The organism is Segeticoccus rhizosphaerae (assembly GCF_005222685.1).
Lineage (GTDB): Bacteria > Actinomycetota > Actinomycetes > Actinomycetales > Dermatophilaceae > Segeticoccus > Segeticoccus rhizosphaerae.
The window spans coordinates 186,458-202,351 of record NZ_SWMA01000003.1; the positions used below are offsets into that span (position 1 = coordinate 186,458).

The following is a 15,894-nucleotide window of genomic DNA, read 5'->3' on the forward strand; positions in this document are numbered from 1 at the left end:
CGCGGCTTGACGGCTCACCCCTCCGGGTAGCCGGAGTCGAGGCAGAGGATGTTGCCCTCGCTGTCCTTGAACCAGGCCGCGTGGCCCATCCCGGCCATGTCGGCGATGCCGTCATCCCACTCCACGCCCGGCATGTCATAGGTCTCGAGTGCGACGCCCTTGGCTTGCAGGGCGCGCGCCTCTGCCACGACGTCGTCGACGTGGAACTGGGCGATGGTGTGGCCGGCCTGACCGGCGTAGTCGGTCTGGTAGACGCTGAAGGTGGTCCCGCCGTCGGTGTGGTAGATCAGCACTCCGGCGTCGCCCAGCTCGGTGGCCGGCCTCAGGCCCAGAACGTCGGCGTAGAACGATCGAGCACGCGCCAGATCCGCGGCGGGGATGTTGGCGGTGACGGATGCACTGGTCAGCATGGGGTCCTCCTGATGAGCTGCCTCCCGGCATACACCCCCTCCGGGTGACGCCGCAGCCGAACCACAAAATTGGATTCGCACTGCCTGCGGGTACAGCTGGTCCCCGACAGGTTGGAGGGACTCGTCGACGTGCCGGCCGTCGCGGACCATGATGTGGATCCTTGCGGAACGTGCGAGTCGCTGCGCCAGCCCGTCGACGAACAGCGCGATCTTGCGTCGCACGTCCGGCTCCCTGTGCCCACCACCACCGTTGCGTCACGCAACACCCCACCATGGAAGGAACGCCTGGTCCTTCGGTTGACGAGGACTGCGTGCGGCAGGTTCTGGTGCACAACTGTTGCGCCGGTCGAGGAGCGGGGCCATGGTGATGGGTGGATCTTTTACGCCCTGTGAAGGAGAGGCACCCATGTCGCTTGCGCACCGTCTCCGTCGTCACCGCGTCTTCGTCGGCACCTGCGCGGCGGCAGTCGCCGTGGCGACCGTGGCCGCAGCAGGTCAGACCGCCGTCGCGGCAGGCCAGCCAGAACTCGCCCATCCCGCGGGCCTACAGGGGGAACAGTCGAAGCAGCCGGTCGCGACCGGCACGGGTGGAGCGGTCTCGTCGGTCGACCCGGATGCTTCCCGGGCGGGCATCGCGGTGCTGAGACGCGGCGGCAACGCCGTCGACGCGGCGATCGCCACCGCGGCGACTCTCGGGGTGACCGAGCCGTTCGTAGCCGGGCCGGGTGGCGGCGGCTTCATGGTGATCTACCTGGCCAAGCAACATCGGGTCGTCACGATCGACGGTCGCGAGACCTGCCCCGCCGCCTGCACCAAGAACCTGTTCGTCGAGAACGGCGCACCGCTGGAGTTCGAGGAGGCTCGACACTCCGGGCTGGCTGTCGGTGTCCCGGGCATGGTGGCCACCTGGGCGCAGGCGGTGCGCCGCTACGGCACCAAGCGGTTCGCTCAGGACCTGCGCCCGGCGATCCACCGGGCGCAGCGGGGCTTCATCGTCGACGACACCTTCGTGCAGGAGACCAAGGAGTCGCTGGCCGACCTGCAGGCCTTCACCTCCAGCCGGAAGCTGTTCCTCAAGCACGGGCAGCCGCTTCCCGTCGGCACCAGACTGCGCAATCCCGACCTGGCCCGCACCTACCGGCAGCTGGCCCGCACCGGCCCGAGCTTCTTGTATGACGGTCCGCTCGCCAAGGCGATCGCCCACACCGTGCAACACCCGCCGGTGTGGAAGGGCACGCCGCTCCAGGTGCGGCCCGGCATCATGACCGTGAAGGACCTGGCGCGCTACCGCGCCGAGGAGCCGGCCCCGACTCACGTGAACTATCGCGGCTTCGACATCTACGGGATGGCCCCGCCCTCCTCGGGAGGCTCCACCACCGGTGAGGCGCTGAACATCCTGTCCGGCTACGACATGTCCGGTGAGTCGCGCGTGCTGGCGCTGCACCACTACCTGGAGTCGCTGCGCTATTCCTTCGCCGATCGCAACCGCTACGTCGGCGACCAGGACTACGTGGATGTGCCACTGCACGGGCTGCTCGATCCCGACTTCGCGGCCACGCGGCGCTGCCTGATCACCGACCGGGCAGCGACCAGCCCCGTCGCCCCGGGCGACCCCTACCGGCCCTACGCCGGGTGTTCGGATCGTACGGCCGCGGCATCGGCATCCGCCGACCACGAGCAGTCGACGAACAACATCGTGACGGCCGACAAATGGGGCAACGTGGTGGCCTACACCAACACCATCGAGCACTTCGCCGGCACCGGGATGACCGTGCCCGGATACGGCTTCCTGCTCAACAACGAGATGACCGACTTCGACTTCGCGCCGGCCAGCCCGGACGTCCCCGACGTCAACCTGCCCGCTGGCGGCAAGATCCCCCGCTCGAGCATGAACCCGACGGTGGTGCTGCGCGACGGCAAGCCGGTGTTCGCGGTAGGGAGCCCCGGCGGCGCCACCATCATCACGACGGTGCTGCAGATCCTGATCAACCGGATCGACTTCGGCATGTCGATGGAGAAGGCGATCGAGGCGCCCCGGGTGGGCAACTTCAACACGCCGACCAGTTTCGCCGAACAGGCCTTCCTCGACTCGCGAGCCGCAACCCGGCTCGAGAAGGAGCACGGGCAGAAGTTCAGCGTGGTGACCGGCCCCACCCAGCTCGACAAGGAGATCGGTGCCGCGACTGCGGTCGAGCTGCTACCCGGCCATCGATTCCGCGCTGACGCCGAGCCGGTCCGTCGAGGCGGCGGATCCGCCATGGTGGTGCACCAACGCTGACGCCGGCCGGGAAGCCCGGCCAGCGACGAGGCTCATCGTGAGCGACTGGGGGGACTCACACGCTCAGATGGATGAGCGTTGGCCGGCCTGCGTCCAGCGCCTGGGCCGCCAAGGGGCCCAGCTCGTCAGGTGAATCCGCCGAGACCCCGCGAGCGCCCATCGCCCTGGCCATCGCAGGGAAGTCGGGACGCGTCAGGTCGACTGCCTGCGGCTCGATGCCCCGAACAACCATCTCGTCGCGGATCTCTCGGTAGCCGCCGTTGTCCACGACCACGACAGGGATGGAAAGACCTTGCTCGACCGCCGTGACGATCTCCTGGATGCTGAACATCGCCGCCCCGTCACCGAAGAGCGCAACCACGGGTCGGGACGGAGCGGCCACCTTGGCTCCGATCGCTGCTGGAAGTCCATAGCCCAAAGTCGCGTAGCCGGTGGGGTAGACGAGCCGATTGGCCCTCGTGAACGGCCAGTGGTGAACCGTGCCGTAGTAGGTCACCTGCGAGCTGTCGCCCGCCACCACCGTGTCGGGCGGGAGCGCCTCTGCCAGTGAACGCTGCATCTCCGCCCACGGATGGCCGTCCATTCGCGCCTCGATCGCTATGCGCTCACGGTGCCGGCCAGCGATCCCTCGGTCCCACTGGACCTCCGAACCATCGCCGAGGCGGGCCAGCAGACCGTCGAGTACCAAGGCTGCGTCGCCCAGGATCGGCAGGTCGGCTGCCACGTTCTTGTGCAGCTGGGCCGGTTCGATGTCGATCCGCAGGATGGTGCGGTCGCCTTCTCGGCCCGCCTCGATCTTGCCGCCCCAGAGATCGGAGTCACCGAGCTCGCTACCGACGACGACCAGGACGTCTGCCTCGTTGGCGGCAGTGTGGGCGGACGGCAGTCGTAGTGAGGCTCCCAGCGCCGCAGGATGGTCCTCGTCCACCACCCCCTTGCCGTTGACCGTCGTCAATACGGGAATACCGCGGTCCGCCAGAGCCGTCACCTGGTCCGAGGCGCCTCGGCTGCCTCCTCCGGCGATCACCAAGGGATACTTCGCGGTCGCAAGGACGCGAGCAGCTGTCGCAAGTGCATCGCCGGAGGGCGCCGTGGGCGGAGCCGTCCGCCGGGGATGGACGTCGCGCCGGGCCCAGTCTCCTTCGAGCACGTCCACCGGCACCTCCAGGTGCACGGGTCTGGGTCGGTTGGACGCGAAGCGCTCGAAGATCATGGACACGACGTCGGGCACCTCGTCGGCTGCTTCGACGCGGATGCTGGTCCCGCAGACCGCGGCCAGAGCCCCTTGCTGGTTCTTGACCTCGTGCAGCCAACCGGCGTCCGCACCCACCTGCCCTCGTGGAGGACCCGGCGAGACGGCCAACACTGGGACGGAGTCGGCATACGCCGTCGCCAAGGCGGTCATCGCATTGGTGATGCCCGGTCCGGAGGTGGTGATCAGGACGCCGGGCCCGCCGGACGTGCGCGCATACCCGTCCGCGGCATACCCCGCGCCTTGCTCGTGTCGGGTCACCACCTGGCGGATCCCTGAGTCCGGGAGGTAGCGGTAGAGCTCGAGGTTGTGCGTGCCCGGGATGCCAAAGACGGCTCGGACCCCTTGGGCCACCAGGGAGTCGATGACCGCGGCACCTCCCGTGACGGAATCAGGCACGCTCCGCCCCCGGCCGCGGTGCCATGGCGCTGATGAGCTCGTAGGCGGCGTGCGCGGCGGCGATACCCGTCACCTCGGCGTGGTCGTAGGCCGGTGCAACTTCGACGATGTCGGCACCGACGAGGTTGAGCTCGGCAAACGAACGCAGGATGGACAGCAACTCGCGGCTGGTCAGGCCGCCGGCCTCGGGGGTTCCCGTGCCAGGCGCGAATGCCGGGTCGAGGACGTCGATGTCGAGCGAGACGTATGTCGGCCGGTCGCCCACGCGGGACCGGATCCGCTCCACGACGCCACGCCAACCGATGTCATCCATCTCGGGGGACCCCACCAGTTGAAATCCCAGGACCTGGTCGTCTTCGAGGTCCTGGGGTGAGTAGAGGGGGCCACGGATTCCGACGTGCATGCTTCCGGTCCTGTCGATCAGCCCCTCCTCGCTGGCTCGGCGAAATGGTGTTCCGTGCGTCAGGGGAGCTCCGAAGTAGGTATCCCAGGTGTCGAGGTGGGCGTCGAAGTGGACCACCGCGATCGGACCGTGAGCCTCGTGCATGACTCTCAGCAACGGGAGCGCGATCGTGTGGTCTCCTCCGATGGTCATGAGCTTGGCCCCGGTGGCCGCGAGATCCCGTGCCCCCGCATCGATCTGGCCGATCGCCTCTTCGATGTTGAACGGGTTGCACGAGATGTCACCGGCGTCGGCCACCTGCTGGAGCGCGAAGGGCTCGACCTGCTGGGCCGGGTTGTAGGTGCGCAACAGCTTGGACGACGCGCGGACGTGGGCAGGGCCAAACCTGGCGCCGGGGCGGTAGCTGACGCCGGAGTCGAAGGGCACACCGACGACCGCCACGTCGGCCCGTGCCACCTCGTCGATCCGTGGGAGCCGGGCAAACGTCGGCGGGCCGACGAACCGGGGATGCACCGTGGCGTCGACGGGACCGTGCGGAGAGGAGTGAGTCATGTGATCACAGCACCTTGGAGAGGAAGGACTTGGTCCGGGTATGGGTGGGGTTCGTGAAGAGACCACTGGGTGATCCTTGTTCGACGATGACGCCGGCATCCATGAAGGCCACCTGGTCACAGACCTCGCGTGCGAAGCCCATCTCGTGGGTGACCACGATCATCGTCATGCCGCCTGCGGCGAGCGACTTCATCACGTCGAGCACCTCGCCGACCAACTCCGGGTCGAGGGCCGATGTCGGCTCGTCAAAGAGCATGAGCCTGGGCTCCATGGCCAGGGCCCGGGCAATGGCGACGCGCTGCTGTTGACCACCTGACAGCTGCGCGGGGTAGGCGGCCGACCGGTCTGCCAAGCCGACCTGCTCGAGCAGAGCCAGGGCCCTGTTGCGGGCAGCTTCCTTGCTTTCCCTCTTGACGAAGACCGGTGCCTCCATCACGTTCTCGACCGCAGTCCGGTGTGGGAAGAGGTTGAATCGCTGAAAGACCATTCCGACGCTGCGTCGGGCAGCGGCCACCTCACGAGGCCGCAGCTCGTGCTTCTTGCCGCCCTGCCGCCGGTAGCCCACCAGTTGACCGTCAACGCTGATCTCCCCACCATCGATCCGCTCGAGGTGGTTGATGCAGCGTAGGAACGTGCTCTTGCCCGAACCCGATGGCCCCAGCAGGGAGATCACCTCGCCGGGCGCCACGGTGAGATCGATGCCCTTGAGGACCTCCTGGTCCCCGAACTTCTTGCGCACCGCACGGGCATCCACCATCGGTGTGGCCATCATCGCCCTCCCAACGCCAGACGGAATCGCTTTGCCGGCATGGCTGCCGAACTGCGCGCCATGCGTCGTTCCAGTCTCGTCTGGAGGAGCGTGAGGATGGTGGTGAGGACGAGATACCAGATGCTGGCCACGATGAGCAGCGGGATCTGCTGGAAGTTGCGTCCGTAGATCAACTGCACGGTCGTGGTGAGCTCAGGCAGCCCGATCACGAGGCACAAGGACGTCAGCTTCAGCATGGAGATGGTGTCGTTGGCGGCGGGCGGGACGATGATGCGTGCCGCCTGCGGCAGAACCACCCTGCGGTAGTTGATCCAGGGACTCATCCCGAGGGCTTCTGCCGCCTCGGTCTGCCCCTTGTCCACCGAGGTGATCCCCGCACGCACGATCTCGGCCATGTAGGCGGATTCGTTCAGACCAAGGCCGAGGATGGCCGCTGCGAAGGGTGAGATCAACGTGTTCGTGGAGAACGTCACCGCTTCCGGGCCGAACGGGATGCCCAAGCTGATCTGGGGCAACACCGTGCCCAAGAAGAACCAGAAGAGCAGCTGGACCAGGATCGGCGTGCCCCGGAAGAGCCCGATGTAGCCGGACGCCGCACCGCGCAGCAGGGGATTCTCCGAGAGGCGCATCACCGCGAGGATCGTCCCCAGCACGATCCCGACGGCCATCGCGACTGCCGTCAGTTCGATAGTCATCACCAGGCCCCGCATGACCGACTTCTCGAACAGGTAGCCCCACACCAGGTCGAGCCGCAGCTGCGGTGAGGTCACCACGAAGTTGACGAACATCGCCGCCAGCACCAACAGCACGGCCGCAGCGACCCAGCGGCCCGGGTGGCGCAGGCGAACGATCGGCTCGTCGGCGTGGCCGGTTTCTGTCTGCGTGGCGGTGTCGGTCGTCATCGCCGTCACGTCCCAGAGTTGATCGGCGCGGTCTTGAGCGCCTGGTCCTGAAGGTTCCATTTCGCGAGGAGCTGGTCGTAGACCCCTGAAGAGATGACCTTCTTCAGCGCGGCTTGCACCGCATCACGAAGCTGCGGGTCCTTCTTGGGGATGGGGATGCCGACCGGCAACGTGCCAAAAGGCTTGGCGGGAACCTCGAAGGACTGCGGATCCTGCTTCACGTTGTAGGCCAGCGTCAGGTCGAGCGCGACCACCGCGTCCGCGCGCCCGGACTGCAGCGCCTGTACTGCACTGGCCTGGTCGGGGAAGGGCAGCTTGTTCACCGCCTGCTTGCCGTCCTTCTTGCAGGCCTTGCTGATGTCGTCCACCGCGAGGTCCCCGGTGGAGCTCTTCTCCACCGCTGCCTTGACACCACACAGGTCGAGCTTCTTGGTCAGCTTCTTGGGGTTGCCCTGCTTGACCATGAAGGTCACGCCCGAGTGGAGGTAGTCGACGAAGTCGACCGTGCCCTGTCGCGACTTCTTGTCGATCATGCTCGTCAGGGACAGGTCATAGCGTCCCGCGTCGAGTCCGCCGATGATCCCGTCGAAGTTGGTGTTGTGGAACTCGAACTTGACGCCGAGCACCTGCGCGAGTGCGCGCCCGAGGTCGGCGTCGAAGCCCAGCACCGTCTTGTTGTCGCTGGCGAAGTACTCCATCGGCGGGAAGCTCACGCCTGACGCCACCTTGACCACGCCGGACCCGGCGATGTCCTTCGGCAACTTGGCCGCGATGGAGTCATCCTTCTGCAGGCTCTTGACCTGGGCGCTGGAGGGCGTGCTGCCCGCCGTGGCCCCCGCACCACCGCCCTCGTCCGGGGCGGAACACCCTGCCGCCACCACCGTGGTTGCCAGGGCGCCGACGAGAACCAGATGACGTAGCTGCATGGTGGTCTCCATGGGATATTGTTTCGTCTGAGACAACAGAAGTTGCGTGTCAAGGGTCAGTGCCAGCGCTTGCGTTGTCAAGGGTTACGGCGGGATTGACCGAAACTTCCGCACCGCAGAAGAAGTGGAGACATCGACCATGAAGCCCTTGCCCGTCTCGCCCACGAATGACGGCGTCCGCATCGGCGCCAAGTTGCGGGCTGCCCGCAAGGCCAATGGCTTCACGTTGGAACAACTGGCTGGGGCGGCGGGGCTCACCAAGGGCTTCCTCAGTCGGATCGAGCGCGATGAGACGTCACTGAGCGTGGCATCATTGATCACGCTCTGCCAGGTCATGAGTCTGGATGTCGGGACGCTCTTCAGCTCGCCGGACGTCGCGCTGGTGCGACACAGGTCGGCGCCGGCCATCAACCTCGGCGGCGCGGGCGTTGACGAGCGACTGATGACGCCGCGGTCCCAGTCCCACCTCCAACTGGTGCACACCACAGCAGAGCCAGGGGGCACCGGCGGCAGGGAGCTCTACACCATCAACTGCCAAGTCGAAATCGTCCACGTCCTCAAGGGAGCCGTCGACCTCGTCTTCAACGACCACACCCAGCGGCTCACCGCAGGAGACGCCTTGACGTTCCCCGGGGGCGAGCCACACACCTGGACCAACGTCAGTGACACCAGGAAGGCAGAGCTGCTCTGGATCCTCGTGCCGGCTCCCTGGAGTGGAAGCGCCTGAGCGGATCGACGCCATCCGCCACACAATGTGGACGAGCCCGGGTTCACCAGCTTCGGTGTCAGGCGTCGGTGTCCCAAGCAGTGCCTTGCAGGCGGGCCAACGCATGCGCCTGTTCTCGGGTGGCTGGGTACAGGGACTCGTAGTGGTCGAAGAGCTCGTCATACAGTGGCCGAACCGTTGCGTCCGGACTGATGACGTGGTCGACGCGGGACCAATCGGTGTCCGCGGACGCCAGCCCGCTACCGATTGCCGACATCAGGGCGTCGCCGTAGCTGGCACCGATGGTTTGCTCGGGGACGTCCTGCTCCCGACCGGTGACATCGCTGACGATCTGGGTCCAAAGCCGACCCTGCGTGCCGCCACCAACTGCAATGAGTCGCTGGACCGGATTGGCCGGTGTGTCAAGAAGTTCGAGGATCTGGCGGATGCCGAAGGCGATGCCCTCGTAGACGGCTCGGAACAAGTGGCCGCGTCGATGTCGCAACGTGAGACCCGCGATCACGCCACGGGCGTGGCGATCGAAGATCGGGGTGCGCTCGCCGGCGAAGTACGGGAGGAGGAGCAACCCGTCAGCGCCAGCCGGGGCCGCCGCTGCCTCCTCGACGAGCGTCTCGAATGGAACGCCGCCGACCAGTTGGCGTAGCCAGTCGGTCAAACTTCCTGACGTCGACATCCCCGCAGCCAGGCAGCGGCTCCCCGGTTCGACACCCACCGTGTTCCACAGTTGCGGGTGGGGCGCGACGGCGCGCAGTTGTTGGACGAAGAACATCGTCGAGCCATACATCAGCATCAGGTCACCGGGCTTTCGTGCGCCGCCACTGAGCGCTTCGGCCCACGCGTCCACGGTGCCAGCGCACACTGGAGTGCCGGGTCGGAGCCCCGTCTGCTCCGCTGCGCGCGCAGTCACCGAGCCGACCACCTCGGCCGGCCATGCGAGTCGGGGTTGAGGCATCGAACCCATCACCTGGTCATACCAGGGCTGGTGCCAGGACTCGGAATGAATGTCGTAGAGCGGCACGCTCTGGCTGGCGGTGTGATGGTCGAGGATGTACTCGCCAGTGAGCCGGAAGGCGACATACGAGCTGGAGTTGAACCATCGCGCCGCGCGGTCCCAGGTCTCCGGCTCGTGACGCTGCACCCAGAGGGCTTTCGGCCCGACTGCCTGCGTGGTCAAGGGCGTCGCACATCGCTCGAGCACAGCGGCTGCGCCGAGTCTCCGAGTCAGTTCATCGATCTCCGCGGTGGCCCGCATGTCGATCCCGTAGAGGATCGCGGGGCGTACGGGGGCGCCGGCTGCATCGGTCAGCAGTAGGCAGGGACCTACACCGCTGACGGTGATCGCTGCGACTGCGTCGGATCCAACTCGCTCCGTGAGTTCCCGGGAGATCTCGACGACGTCCTCCCACCAGGTCCCCGAGTCCATCTCCGCCCACCCTGGCGCGGGCAGCGACATGCTGTGCGGGCGGGGACGAGTCACGGTCGCCACGATGTCGCCGTCAGGCGTCGCCAGCACCCCCTTGCTGCTGGCCGTGCCGAGGTCGATGCCCAGCAGGTACTGGCCACTCATGCGTGACGCCGATGGCACAAGGGGGTGTCACGGGGGAGTCGGTAAGGAGTTGGTTCCCGGTGGTGCTTCATGTGCCCTCCTTGTAGTCGGCTGGTCCGGCGGTGGATGCCCGTACGACGAGCTCCGGCTCGAAGACAACATGTCGGTCTTGCGGCGTAGCGCCGGTCAGGACATCGGTCAGCAGATGAGCCGCCGTCGTGCCCATCTCGTAGTGAGGTCGACGAACACTGGTCAGGGAGACCGAGAGCTGCCTGGCGAACGGGATGTCGTCGTACCCCATCAACGACACGTCATCAGGCACACGAAGGCCATGCGACAGCAGTGATTGCAGGACCCCGAACGCCAGCAGGTCAATGGCGGCGGACACGGCGGTCGGCCTGCGTTTGGCGGGAAGCTTCGCGAGACGTTCGCCCACTTCGCGACCCGCCTCGACGGTCAGCTCGGCGGGGATCACCTCGAGTCGTACGTCGAGCCCCTCACCGACCGCCTCATCCACCGCCCTCCGGACACCGGCGAGCCGGTCGTGCACTGGCGCAGCCGTCAGTTCGTCCCCGACGAACGCCAGGTGACGGTGCCCGAGCTCGATGAGATGCCGTGCAGCGTCGCGGCCACCGGTCACATCGTCGACTGCCACCGAGAGCCTGTGCTCACCGCTTTCGGCACGGTCCACGACAACGACAGGAATGCCGCCCGTCCGGATCCGATGGAGACCATCGGCGGACTCGTCGTGGGGGATGACGATCAGGCCAGCCACACGCCCCTCCGCAAACAGCCGGAGGTACGTCTTCTCCCTGCTTATGTCACGGCCACTGTTGGAGATCAGCACCGTCCAGCCCCGTTCGGCCGTGGCGTCTTCCACGCCTCGGGCAAGATCCATGAAGCCGGGGTTCCAGGCATCGAGCAGAAGCAGTCCCACGGTGTTGGAGTAGCCGGCTCGCAGTTGCCTGGCCGGCTCGTTCCGGACAAAACCGAGTTGCGCGATCGCCGCCTCGACGGCAGCCGTCTTCCCCGGGCTCACCCGGTCGGGGTGATTCAGGACGTGCGAGACGGTCCCTTGGGAGACGCCAGCGAGCCTGGCCACATCCTTGATGCCCACCCGTGGACGACGTCCAGAACCCATGGCGATGGGAGGGTTGGGTCGGCCGTCAGGGCGTCGGCGACCGTCTTCAGCTGATTCCGATGTGACTCTTGACACGTTCCAAACCTGTCACTAATCTCCGTGAATATCCAACTTTGACACGATTCAAAAATCGGGTTGAGCACCGCGGGCAACAGAGTCCAAGAAGGGACCGACATGAGGTCGCAGAGGATGCCGGATCGGATGACAACGAGGAAGTGGGCGGGGTCTCGGCGGACCCTGGCCGTGACGGGAGCGCTCCTGCTGGCTGCCACCACGGCGGCCTGCGGTAGCAGCGACAACGGAGGCTCCGGTGGAGATGGGGGTTCCGACGCCGGTGGTTCCGCTGGTTCCGCTGGTTCCGGCGGCAGCAAGGCGGCAAAGGTCGCCTTCTTGATGCCTGACACGGGATCTACACGTTACGAGCTGCACGACCGACCAGGCTTCGAGAAGAGGCTCAAGGAGCTGTGCAGCGACTGCACCCCTCTGTACAACAATGCCGATGGCAGCGCGGACAAGCAGCAACAGCAGTTCAACTCCGCGATCACCCAGGGCGCCAAGGTGATCGTGCTTGACCCAGTCGACTCCGCTGCCGCCGTCTCGCTGGTCAACGCGGCGCATGCTCAGGACGTCAAGGTGATCGCCTACGACCGCCCCATCCCAAAGGCCAAGGTCGACTTCTACGTCTCGTTCGACAACGAGGAGATCGGGAAGAAGATCGCCACCTCGCTCATCGAGAAGGTCAAGACCAACAAGGTGCCCGCAGGATCTGGGATCCTGATCGTCAACGGCTCCCCGACCGACGCGGCCGCCGGCTTGATCAAGAAGGGCATCCACGAGGGTGTCGACAACAGTGGCGTTCCGGTGCTGGCCGAGTACGACACCATCGACTGGAAGCCGGAGAACGCACAGAAGTGGGCCTCGGGTCAGATCTCGAGGTTCGGCAAGAAGATTGTGGGCGTCGTGGCCGCCAACGATGGCACCGGAGGTGGAACCATCGCCGCCTTCAAGGCCGCTGGAGTCAATCCGAACCCACCAGTCAGTGGCAATGACGCCACCGTGGCGGGACTTCAGCTGATCATCTCGGGCGATCAGTACAACACCATCAGCAAGCCGAGTGAGATCGTCGGTGGCGCGGCTGCCGAGGTGGCGGTCAAGCTGATCAACGGTGAGAAGCCGGAGGCGAGCGACACCCTCTTCGGGTCGCCGACGAAGCTCTACCAGCCGATGCTGATCACCGCGAAGAATCTGAAGTCCGAGGTCGTGGACAAGGGCATCACTCCCGCCAAGGATCTGTGCACCGGCGCATACGTCAAGGGCTGCAAGAAGCTCGGAATCCAGTGAGCCGCCCCTCCCGCCGGTCCGGGTGACCGGCGGGAGGGCCCTCGAGAAGCGCAAGACCTTCGTGGGAGTGAGCAGATGGACACCATGCCCCAGGTCAGCCCGACCAACCGGAAGACCGCGTTGCTCAGTATGCGCGGGGTGACCAAGACCTTCGGAGCGGTCAATGCGCTCACCGACATCGACCTTGATGTGGAGGCCGGCGAGGTGGTCGCGATCGTGGGCGACAACGGAGCCGGCAAGTCGACGTTGGTCAAGGTCCTCGCCGGAGTGCACCAACCTGATGCCGGCACGATCACCTTCGACGGCTCGCCCGTCCAGATCCCTGACCCGAGCGCGGCGATTCGCCTGGGCGTCGCCACGGTCTTCCAGGACCTTGCGCTGTGCGAGAACCTCAGTGTCGTCGACAATCTGTTCCTGGGTCGGGAGCTCAGCCCGATGCGGCTCGATGAGACCGGCATGGAGGTCAAGGCGTGGGAGCTGCTGCAACAACTCTCGGCGCGCATCCCCACGGTGCGCATAGCGATCGCCTCGCTGTCGGGTGGTCAACGACAAACCGTCGCCATCGCGAGATCGCTCCTGGGTGACCCGAAGATCATCGTCCTCGACGAGCCGACCGCGGCGCTGGGTGTGGCCCAGACCGCCGAGGTTCTGGACCTCATCGAGCGACTGCGCGAGCGCGGGCTCGGCGTGGTCATGGTCAGTCACAACATGGAGGACGTCCGGGCGGTCGCCGATCGGATCATCGTCCTGCGCCTGGGGCGCAACAACGGCGAATTCGATGCGGTGTCAGTCACCTCCGAAGATGTCGTTGCCGCCATCACGGGCGCGACCGACAACGTCGTGACCCGTCGACGCGACCGGATCGCCGGGTCACGCGAAGACGCGCCGGCCGGCCATGTGGTGCCGACCGAGGAGAGCACTGACAAGGGAGAGGTCCGATGACCACGCCAACCTCCAACGCGGCCCCTCCGCGGCGCGCACTCGATCAGACCGACGAACGGCTGCGGCAGAGCGAAGGTGTCGCAGGTGCCCTCGCCTCCTTCGTACGCAGCATGCGTGCTGGGGATGTAGGGGCGCTTCCCGTCATCATCGGCTTGGTCGTGATCTGTGCGATCTTCCAGTCGCTCAACTCGGTCTTCCTGTCCAGCGGCAACTTGGTCAACCTCACCCTGGACTCGTGTGCGGTCGGGATCATCTCGCTCGGCATCGTCTGTGTGCTGCTCGTTGGAGAGATCGACCTTTCCGTCGGCTCGGTCAGCGGCTTCTCGGCTGCCGTGGTTGCCGTGCTCTTCGTACGGCACGGCTGGAACTGGATCCTCGCCTGCGTGGTGGCATGTGCGATCGCCGTTGCGATCGGCCTGCTGTTCGGAGTGCTCCTGACCCGCTTCGGCATGCCGAGCTTCGTCTCCTCGCTCGCGGGGCTACTCGCCTTCCTTGGCCTGCAGCTCGCCATCCTCGGTGACCAGGGCTCGGTCAACCTGCCATTCGACTCCACGCTCGTCGGCTTCGCCCAACTGGACTTCGTGCCGGCGTGGTTGTCCTACCTGTTGGCTGGGCTCGCGGCCCTGGCAGTGTTCCTTGCCGGCTACGAAACCCGTCTTCGGCGCCGAAAGGCCAACTTGTCTGCGCGCTCGATCAACGCGTTGATCGTTCGCTCGCTGGCGCTGCTCGTCGGGCTCGAGGCGTTCTTCTGGTACCTCAACCGGTCCCGCGGCGTGGGCTGGATGGTGGTCTTCTTCGTCGCGCTCGTGCTGCTCATGAACTACGGGATCACCCGAACCAAGTGGGGTCGCTCGCTGCTGGCCGTGGGCGGCAACGTCGAGGCGGCGCGCCGGTCGGGGATCAACGTGCGCAACATCTACCTCAGCGCGTTCATGCTGTGCTCACTGCTGGCCTGCGTCGGCGGCATCCTCGCTGCTGGCCGGCTCGCTTCGGCGAACTTGAGCAGCGGCACCGGCGACGTCAACCTCAATGCCATCGCCGCCGCGGTCATCGGTGGAACCAGCCTCTTCGGAGGTCGCGGCAGCGCCTTTTCCGCGCTCCTTGGCACCCTCGTCATCGCGTCCATCGCGAGCGGCCTGACCTTGCTCAACCTGGACTCGTCGTACCGCTTCGTCATCACCGGGCTGGTGCTCGCGGTCGCCGTGGCGATCGACTCGCTGGCCCGCAAGTCACGCGCCTCGCACGGTCGGGCATGACCCGGCATACGAGCCAACAAGAGGAAGATTCCCATGTCGAACCGTGCTGCCGTCATGACCGAACTCGAGCACATCGAGGTGCGGGAGGTCCCCGATCCAGCTCCCGGGCCGCGGGAGGCGGTCGTGCGCATCGAGGCCGTCGGAGTGTGCGGATCGGATACCGCGTACTACAAGGTGGGTCGGATCGGTGACTATGTGGTTGACGGGCCGATCATCCTTGGTCACGAGGTGTCCGGCCAGGTGGTAGAGGTCGGCAGCGAGGTCACGAATGTCGCTGTCGGTGACCGCGTGGCGATTGAGCCGGGCACGCCGTGCCGTGACTGCCGAGAGTGCATGGCCGGTCGCTATCACCTGTGCCCCGACCTGGTGTTCCTCGCCACACCACCGTACGACGGAGCACTTGTCGAGCGGATGGCCATCGACGCGCGCAACCTCTACCCGATCCCTGACGACATGACCTATGAGGAGGGGGCCCTGCTGGAACCGCTCTCGGTGGGCATCTGGGGTTGCCGGCGGGCGAACCTCGAGCCGGGTGACGACGTGCTGGTCACGGGCGCCGGACCTGTCGGGCTGCTGTCAGCTGCCGTCGCCCGCGCCTTCGGCGGGGGCACGGTGACCATCACCGACATCTCCGACTTTCGGCTCGGGCTGGCGAAGGAGATGGGCTTCGAGATCGAACGCAGCGAGGTGCCCAGCGAACGACGCTTCGATGTGCTGCTCGAGTGTTCGGGAGCTCCCGGCGTGCTCGCCAACGGTATGCGGCGGCTGCGGCCAGGAGGGCGCGCGGCCATGATCGGGATGAGCAAGGAGGGGTCTATCGGGCTGCCGCTGTCGCAACTCAACGTCAACGAGCTGTCGCTGAGCCTCGTCAACCGCTACAACCACACCTGGCCGACCGCGATCGAGCTGGTGTCCTCCGGCCGCGTTGACGTCAAGCCCCTGGTCACTCACCACTTCCCTCTGGAGGAGGCTGCGGATGCGTTGACCTTGAGCGGCCGGGTCGGCGACTCGGTCAAGGCCGTGGTCCATCCCCAGAAATGAACCCACCAC

General features: G+C 66.4%; 14 protein-coding genes. 6 read left to right on the forward strand and 8 right to left on the reverse strand.

Features of this window, described 5'->3' with window-relative positions; genetic code table 11:
* Nucleotides 1-14: 14 nt before the first annotated feature.
* Nucleotides 15-632 (reverse strand): VOC family protein, encoded by a 618-nt coding sequence (locus FCN22_RS22070; protein WP_238384494.1) that lies wholly within the window; start codon nucleotides 630-632, stop codon nucleotides 15-17.
* A 184-nt stretch (nucleotides 633-816) separates the two neighbouring features.
* On the opposite strand from FCN22_RS22070, the gene ggt reads away from it, so the two are divergent.
* A complete protein-coding gene (ggt, locus tag FCN22_RS03740) occupies nucleotides 817-2,688 on the forward strand; it encodes a gamma-glutamyltransferase (RefSeq protein ID WP_137120177.1) in 1,872 nt (623 codons plus the stop codon).
* A gap of 55 nt (nucleotides 2,689-2,743) precedes the next feature.
* Here ggt and FCN22_RS03745 read toward each other — a convergent pair whose 3' ends face one another.
* Genes FCN22_RS03745 through FCN22_RS03765 form a run of 5 tightly spaced genes read right to left on the reverse strand, consistent with a single transcriptional unit; the run spans nucleotide 2,744 to nucleotide 7,891 of the window.
* Nucleotides 2,744-4,339, reverse strand: a complete 1,596-nt coding sequence (locus FCN22_RS03745; protein WP_137120178.1) for a thiamine pyrophosphate-binding protein — start codon at nucleotides 4,337-4,339, stop codon at nucleotides 2,744-2,746.
* Complete coding sequence (gene speB / locus FCN22_RS03750) at nucleotides 4,332-5,294, reverse strand: agmatinase (RefSeq protein WP_137120179.1); 963 nt, start codon at nucleotides 5,292-5,294, stop codon at nucleotides 4,332-4,334. The genes FCN22_RS03745 and speB overlap by 8 nt, the downstream gene beginning before the upstream one ends.
* A gap of 4 nt (nucleotides 5,295-5,298) precedes the next feature.
* Nucleotides 5,299-6,066 (reverse strand): amino acid ABC transporter ATP-binding protein, encoded by a 768-nt coding sequence (locus FCN22_RS03755; RefSeq protein WP_274381537.1) that lies wholly within the window; start codon nucleotides 6,064-6,066, stop codon nucleotides 5,299-5,301.
* Complete coding sequence (locus FCN22_RS03760) at nucleotides 6,063-6,965, reverse strand: amino acid ABC transporter permease (RefSeq protein ID WP_137120180.1); 903 nt, start codon at nucleotides 6,963-6,965, stop codon at nucleotides 6,063-6,065. The genes FCN22_RS03755 and FCN22_RS03760 overlap by 4 nt, the downstream gene beginning before the upstream one ends.
* 5 nt (nucleotides 6,966-6,970) lie before the next feature.
* Entirely contained in the window at nucleotides 6,971-7,891 is a 921-nt protein-coding gene (locus FCN22_RS03765) for an ABC transporter substrate-binding protein (RefSeq protein ID WP_162308124.1), read from the reverse strand.
* A 139-nt stretch (nucleotides 7,892-8,030) separates the two neighbouring features.
* Here FCN22_RS03765 and FCN22_RS03770 point away from each other — a divergent pair, with 139 nt between their 5' ends.
* The gene (locus FCN22_RS03770) at nucleotides 8,031-8,618 is read left to right on the forward strand and encodes a cupin domain-containing protein (protein ID WP_137120182.1); all 588 of its coding nucleotides are present in this window, start codon (nucleotides 8,031-8,033) and stop codon (nucleotides 8,616-8,618) included.
* Nucleotides 8,619-8,676: 58 nt separating this feature from the next.
* On the opposite strand, the gene FCN22_RS03775 is transcribed toward FCN22_RS03770, so the two are convergent.
* Together FCN22_RS03775 and FCN22_RS03780 are read right to left on the reverse strand one after the other, a co-directional pair.
* A complete protein-coding gene (locus FCN22_RS03775; protein WP_137120183.1) occupies nucleotides 8,677-10,185 on the reverse strand; it encodes an FGGY-family carbohydrate kinase in 1,509 nt (502 codons plus the stop codon).
* A gap of 67 nt (nucleotides 10,186-10,252) precedes the next feature.
* Nucleotides 10,253-11,281, reverse strand: a complete 1,029-nt coding sequence (locus FCN22_RS03780; protein WP_238384495.1) for a LacI family DNA-binding transcriptional regulator — start codon at nucleotides 11,279-11,281, stop codon at nucleotides 10,253-10,255.
* Between the two features lie 417 nt (nucleotides 11,282-11,698).
* On the opposite strand from FCN22_RS03780, the gene FCN22_RS03785 reads away from it, so the two are divergent.
* The 4 genes from FCN22_RS03785 (at nucleotide 11,699) to FCN22_RS03800 (ending at nucleotide 15,885) form a co-directional block, all read left to right on the forward strand.
* Nucleotides 11,699-12,646: an ABC transporter substrate-binding protein gene (locus FCN22_RS03785; RefSeq protein ID WP_202911379.1), complete on the forward strand. Its 948-nt coding sequence runs from the start codon at nucleotides 11,699-11,701 to the stop codon at nucleotides 12,644-12,646.
* Nucleotides 12,647-12,721: 75 nt separating this feature from the next.
* The gene (locus FCN22_RS03790) at nucleotides 12,722-13,588 is read left to right on the forward strand and encodes an ATP-binding cassette domain-containing protein (RefSeq protein ID WP_238384496.1); all 867 of its coding nucleotides are present in this window, start codon (nucleotides 12,722-12,724) and stop codon (nucleotides 13,586-13,588) included.
* Nucleotides 13,585-14,844 (forward strand): sugar ABC transporter permease, encoded by a 1,260-nt coding sequence (locus FCN22_RS03795; protein ID WP_137120186.1) that lies wholly within the window; start codon nucleotides 13,585-13,587, stop codon nucleotides 14,842-14,844. The genes FCN22_RS03790 and FCN22_RS03795 overlap by 4 nt, the downstream gene beginning before the upstream one ends.
* Nucleotides 14,845-14,877: 33 nt before the next feature.
* A complete protein-coding gene (locus tag FCN22_RS03800; protein WP_137120187.1) occupies nucleotides 14,878-15,885 on the forward strand; it encodes an NAD(P)-dependent alcohol dehydrogenase in 1,008 nt (335 codons plus the stop codon).
* The last annotated feature ends 9 nt before the right edge of the window (nucleotides 15,886-15,894 follow it).

Excerpts from the sequence above, each read along its gene's own strand:
- ggt (WP_137120177.1), top strand. The coding sequence starts at position 817 with ATGTCGCTTGCGCACCGTCTCCGTCGTCACCGCGTCTTCGTCGGCACC.
- speB (WP_137120179.1), bottom strand. The coding sequence starts at position 5,294 with ATGACTCACTCCTCTCCGCACGGTCCCGTCGACGCCACGGTGCATCCC.
- FCN22_RS03755 (WP_274381537.1), bottom strand. The coding sequence starts at position 6,066 with ATGATGGCCACACCGATGGTGGATGCCCGTGCGGTGCGCAAGAAGTTC.
- FCN22_RS03760 (WP_137120180.1), bottom strand. The coding sequence starts at position 6,965 with ATGACGACCGACACCGCCACGCAGACAGAAACCGGCCACGCCGACGAG.
- FCN22_RS03765 (WP_162308124.1), bottom strand. The coding sequence starts at position 7,891 with ATGCAGCTACGTCATCTGGTTCTCGTCGGCGCCCTGGCAACCACGGTG.
- FCN22_RS03770 (WP_137120182.1), top strand. The coding sequence starts at position 8,031 with ATGAAGCCCTTGCCCGTCTCGCCCACGAATGACGGCGTCCGCATCGGC.
- FCN22_RS03775 (WP_137120183.1), bottom strand. The coding sequence starts at position 10,185 with ATGAGTGGCCAGTACCTGCTGGGCATCGACCTCGGCACGGCCAGCAGC.
- FCN22_RS03785 (WP_202911379.1), top strand. The coding sequence starts at position 11,699 with ATGCCTGACACGGGATCTACACGTTACGAGCTGCACGACCGACCAGGC.
- FCN22_RS03790 (WP_238384496.1), top strand. The coding sequence starts at position 12,722 with ATGGACACCATGCCCCAGGTCAGCCCGACCAACCGGAAGACCGCGTTG.
- FCN22_RS03795 (WP_137120186.1), top strand. The coding sequence starts at position 13,585 with ATGACCACGCCAACCTCCAACGCGGCCCCTCCGCGGCGCGCACTCGAT.
- FCN22_RS03800 (WP_137120187.1), top strand. The coding sequence starts at position 14,878 with ATGTCGAACCGTGCTGCCGTCATGACCGAACTCGAGCACATCGAGGTG.